This window comes from Arthrobacter sp. SO3 (assembly GCF_020532825.1).
Lineage (GTDB): Bacteria > Actinomycetota > Actinomycetes > Actinomycetales > Micrococcaceae > Arthrobacter.
Map to the genome: position 1 here is coordinate 41,774 of NZ_MQTS01000178.1, position 4,482 is coordinate 46,255.

The following is a 4,482-nucleotide window of genomic DNA, read 5'->3' on the forward strand; positions in this document are numbered from 1 at the left end:
CGCTCCGCTGAAGTGCTTGCGTCCGGACCGTGGGTTCCAGGCGACGTAGTCGGAGCGTTCCCACGCCCCGTCCGTCCCCTCCACGGTGCTGATGTCCAGCGCCACCCGGGCCGGCAGGAACACCGGCGCCTCGAAGGTAACACTCCAACTGAACGCGTCGCCCTTTGCGGCACCCACATCCGCCAGTGCCCTCGATGCCAGGTACATGCCGTGTGCGATCGACCGGCGCAGCCCCAGGGCCCTGGCCGAGAGGACACTCAGGTGGATCGGGTTGAAGTCGCCGGACACGGCCGCGTAGGCGCGCCCGGTGTCCACACCCAGCTGCCACAGTGCGGTGGGATCCGGCGCCGAAAAACCCGCCGGGACCGCAGCAGCGGTGGACTTGTCGATCCCCGGCAGGAACACGCCCTTCGCCAGATAACTGGAGACGCCGCGCCAGCGCACGTCGTCCTCCCCGGCCCCGCGCACCTCGGTGACGAGGTCCAGCTGGCTGCCGGAGCGGTGCCCGCGCAGGTTCTGCGCCCACGCCTGGATGTCCAGGGCCTCGGTGAAGCGGATGGGCGCGGACTGCACCACCCGGTTTTCCAGGTGGATCATCCCCAGCAGCGGCAGCGGGAAATCATCCCGGTTCATCACGCTCATGGCCAGCGGGAACGCCAGCGCATGGACAAAACCGGCCGGCAGCACATCGCTCGCGGTCTCGCCGATGAGGTGCTGGTACGCCGTGAGGTTCTCCACCGCCGCCTTTACGTCGCGGACCTCATGCCGTGTTTCCGGGAGCCCGGCACCCGCGTGGGTGCCCAGTACCCTTCGACGGGCGGCGGTCGCTGCCGCATTCAGGTACAGCTTCGACAGCGACGGCATCTCGCCCAGGATGACCGGCTGCGAAAGGGTCATGCTCCCACCAGGTTCTGCCCGCAGACCCTCAGTACCTCGCCGGAAATGCCGCCGGCCGCGTCACTGGCCAGGAACGCGATGGCCTCGGCGACGTCGCCCGGCTGGCCGCCCTGCTGCAGGGAGTTGAGCCGGCGCGCGACCTCCCGGGTGGCGAACGGGATCCTCGCGGTCATCTCGGTTTCGATGAAGCCGGGGGCGACGGCGTTAATGGAGCCGCCGTGCGTGCCGATCAGCGGTGCCGTGGCCCGGACCATGCCCATCACGCCGCCCTTCGAGGCGGCATAGTTGGTCTGGCCGCGGTTGCCGGCGATGCCGCTGGTGGAGGCGACCGACACGATCCGCGGGGAGTTCCGGAAGTGTCCGGACGCCAGCAGGGCCTCGTTGATCCGCAGCTGCGCGGCGATATTGACCGCGATCACCGAGTTCCAGCGCCCTTCGTCCATGTTGGCCAGCAGCTTGTCCCGGGTGATGCCGGCATTGTGGATCACGATGTCCAGCCGCCCGTGGCGTTCCACGGCGTGGTCGATGATCCGCTGCCCGGCATCCGTCCGGCTGATGTCCAGCTGCAGCGCCGTGCCGCGCACCTCGTTGGCCACCGCGGCGAGGTGGTCACCGGCCGCCGGGATGTCAACGACGACGAGCGTGGCGCCGTCGCGGTACAGGGTGCGGGCAATCGCCGCGCCGATTCCCCGCGCAGCGCCGGTCACGACGGCGACCTTGCCTGCCAGCGGCTTCCCGGCGTCGGCCGGCAGTTGCCCTTCGGTGGAGCTGACGGTGAGGAACTGGCCGTCGACGAACGCCGAGCGGCCGGACAGGAAGAACCGGAGTGCGCCGAGGGTGCTGGGGCTTGTGGTGCGCACGCCGCGGGCGAGCACGATTCCGTTGCCGGTGGCGCCGGCCCGGAGCTCCTTGGCCAGCGAGCGGAGCAGCCCGTCCACCCCCTGGCGGGCCGCCGCGACGGCCGGGTCTGCAGTGTCAGCGGCGGTGCGGGAGACGGTGATGACGCGGGAATTGGGGGCCAGGTCCCGCATTGAGGTGGCTGCGGTGAGCACCGGCCTGGCGAGGTCCTCCGGGCGGCCCAGCTCGTCCAGCACGAGGACGATGGCGCCGAGTTTTTCTTTCGGCACCGCGTGGCGGCGCACATCGAGGTTCCAGGACAGCAGGGTCGAGGCCAGCTCATCCGCGCCGGCGCCGGCGCCCTGGACCAGGACAGGCCCGGTGACAAGCGGCTGGTCCGGCTGGTAGCGGCGCAACACCACCGGCTGTGGCAGCCCAAGCTTCCTGGCGATGTCCCGGCCGGGGCCCTTGCTCACCAGTTGCGTGTACATGTCAGTCATCGGAGCCCCCTAGTGTGCTTCAAGAATAGCGACGACGCCCTGGCCGCCTGCGGCGCAGATGGAAATGAGTCCGCGGGCCGGTCGGCCGTCGACCCGGCCCCTGTCGTGCAGCATCTTCGCGAGCGAGGCGACGATGCGTCCGCCGGTGGCCGCGAAGGGGTGGCCGGCCGCCAGCGACGATCCGTTGACGTTGAGCTTGGAGCGGTCAATGCTGCCGAAGGCTCCGTCCAGGCCCAGCCGGGTGCGGCCGAAGTCCTCGTCCTCCCACGCGGCCAGGGTGCTCAGCACCGTTCCGGCGAAGGCCTCATGGATTTCGAAGAAGTCGATGTCGTCGAGGCTGAGCCCGGTGCGGGTCAGCAGCCGCGGCACGGCGAAGGCCGGTGCCATAAGGAGGCCGTCCTTGCCGTGGACGAAGTCGACAGCCGCCGCCTCGCCATCTACGACGGTGGCCAGCTTGGGCAGGTCGTGGGCGTCCGCCCACTCCTCGGAGGCAAGGAGCACGGTGGATGCGCCGTCGGTGAGCGGGGTGGAGTTGCCGGCCGTCATGGTCGCCGCCGCGCCCAGGTTCTTGCCGAAGACGGGCTTGAGTGTGGCCAGCTTCTCGAGGCTGGTATCGGCCCTCAGGTTGGAGTCACGGGTGAGTCCGCGGTACGGGGTGAGCAGGTCATCGAAGAAGCCCGCTTCGTAGGCAGCTGCCAGGTTGCGGTGGCTGTTGAAGGCCAGCTCATCCTGCGCCTCGCGGGTAATCTTCCACTGCGCCGTGGTGAGCGCCTGGTGTTCGCCCATGGACAGGCCGGTGCGGGGTTCGCCCGTGTTGGGCGCGTCCGGGGTGAGGTCCTTGGGACGGAGGCGGCTAAGGACCTTCAGCCGCTGCGGCACCGTCTTGGCACGGTTCAGGTCGAGGAGCACTTCGCGCAGACCTTCGCTCACGGCGATGGGGGCGTCCGAGGCGGAGTCGACGCCGCCGGCGATAGCCGAATCGATCTGTCCAAGCTTGATCTTGTTGGCCAGTCCGAGGACCGTTTCCAGCCCGGTGGCGCAGGCCTGCTGCAGATCGTAGGCCGGGGTTTCAGCGGACAGGGCGGAGCCGAGCACAGCTTCTCGTGTCAGGTTGAAGTCGCGGGAGTGTTTGAGCACGGCACCGGCGCCGACTTCCCCGATGCGCTCGTCCTGCAGCCCGAAACGTGCGATCAGCCCGTCCAGGGCGGCCGTCAGCATGTCCTGGTTGGAGGACTTGGTATAGGCGCCCCCGGTCCGGGCAAAGGGAATGCGGTTGCCGCCCACGATGACCGCCTTGCGCAGCTGCGGCGCTGCCGCGCTTCCTCCGATCGGACCGGCCGCCGGGGCGGCTGGTGCGTGCGAGGACGCAGGCGCTGCTGCGGGGGTCGAATCCTTTGGTCCGGGTGCGGACTGTCCGTTGACGGACATGGGCTGTCTCCTTCGATCAAAGCGGGTTACCGATACCCAGCGTACCTGATACGCTGGGTATCGTGAACATCCCCCAGACAGGTCTTCCCGGCAGCAACCCGGCCGGCTCCGGTGCCGGCGGCGTGGACGGCCGCGACTCGCGCTGGCAGTCGCACCGGGAGGAGCGCCGCCGGGAGCTGATCAAGTCGGCCCGCAAGGCCGTGCACGCGCTTGGCAGCGACGCCTCGATGGAGGAGATCGCGGCAGCGGCGGGAACCTCCAAATCCGTGTTTTACCGCTATTTCGGCGACAAGGCCGGGCTGCAGCAGGCTGTCGGCGAGGTCGTGCTGAGCCAGATGCAGCGCCGCATCCGGGAGGCGGCCCAGAGTGCCCAGACTCCCCGCGAGGGGCTGTTCGCGATGGTCTCCGCCTACCTGCAGATGGCGGAAACCAGCCCCAACGTGTACACGTTCGTCACCCGCTACACCCCCGGGGAAGCGGACGCCACGAACGGAACCATCGCCACCGCGGGTGCCCTTGGTCATTTTTTTGCGGCGATCAGCGACATGATCGCCCGGCCCATGCGCAGCCACCTCGGGGACTCCGCCGGCCGTGAGGCCGTGATCGGCTACTGGCCGAACGCGGCGATCGGCCTGGTCCGGAACGCCGGTGAACAATGGCTCGCCAGCCCGGCCTCGCCTGCCAGGCCCGACCAGGAGGCGATGGCGCGCCAGATTACCGACTGGCTGTGCCTCGGGATCGCCCCTGAGCTCCGCACCCCGCCCGCCCCCGAGCAGCCGGCCCGGTCATCCGCGGGCCGGCTGCTCGGGGGCGGGCGGGG

Annotated in this window: 4 protein-coding genes; 1 reads left to right on the forward strand and 3 read right to left on the reverse strand. The window is 69.7% G+C overall.

The window, feature by feature from the left end; genetic code table 11:
- The 3 genes from BJQ90_RS16595 to BJQ90_RS16605 all read right to left on the reverse strand — a co-directional run.
- The coding region (locus tag BJQ90_RS16595; protein ID WP_226761316.1) for a MaoC/PaaZ C-terminal domain-containing protein at positions 1-897 on the reverse strand (897 nt) is incomplete at its 3' end.
- Complete coding sequence (locus tag BJQ90_RS16600) at positions 894-2,234, reverse strand: 3-oxoacyl-ACP reductase (protein ID WP_226761317.1); 1,341 nt, start codon at positions 2,232-2,234, stop codon at positions 894-896. The genes BJQ90_RS16600 and BJQ90_RS16595, both read right to left, overlap by 4 nt.
- Positions 2,235-2,243: 9 nt before the next feature.
- Complete coding sequence (locus tag BJQ90_RS16605; RefSeq protein WP_226761318.1) at positions 2,244-3,662, reverse strand: acetyl-CoA C-acetyltransferase; 1,419 nt, start codon at positions 3,660-3,662, stop codon at positions 2,244-2,246.
- Between the two features lie 68 nt (positions 3,663-3,730).
- Between BJQ90_RS16605 and BJQ90_RS16610 the strand changes: the two genes are divergently transcribed.
- On the forward strand, positions 3,731-4,482 hold a 752-nt coding region (locus BJQ90_RS16610; protein ID WP_226761322.1), incomplete at its 3' end, for a TetR family transcriptional regulator.

Bases quoted from the DNA above. Each gene is read 5' to 3' on its own strand.
- BJQ90_RS16605 (WP_226761318.1), bottom strand. From the start codon at position 3,662: ATGTCCGTCAACGGACAGTCCGCACCCGGACCAAAGGATTCGACCCCC.
- BJQ90_RS16600 (WP_226761317.1), bottom strand. From the start codon at position 2,234: ATGACTGACATGTACACGCAACTGGTGAGCAAGGGCCCCGGCCGGGAC.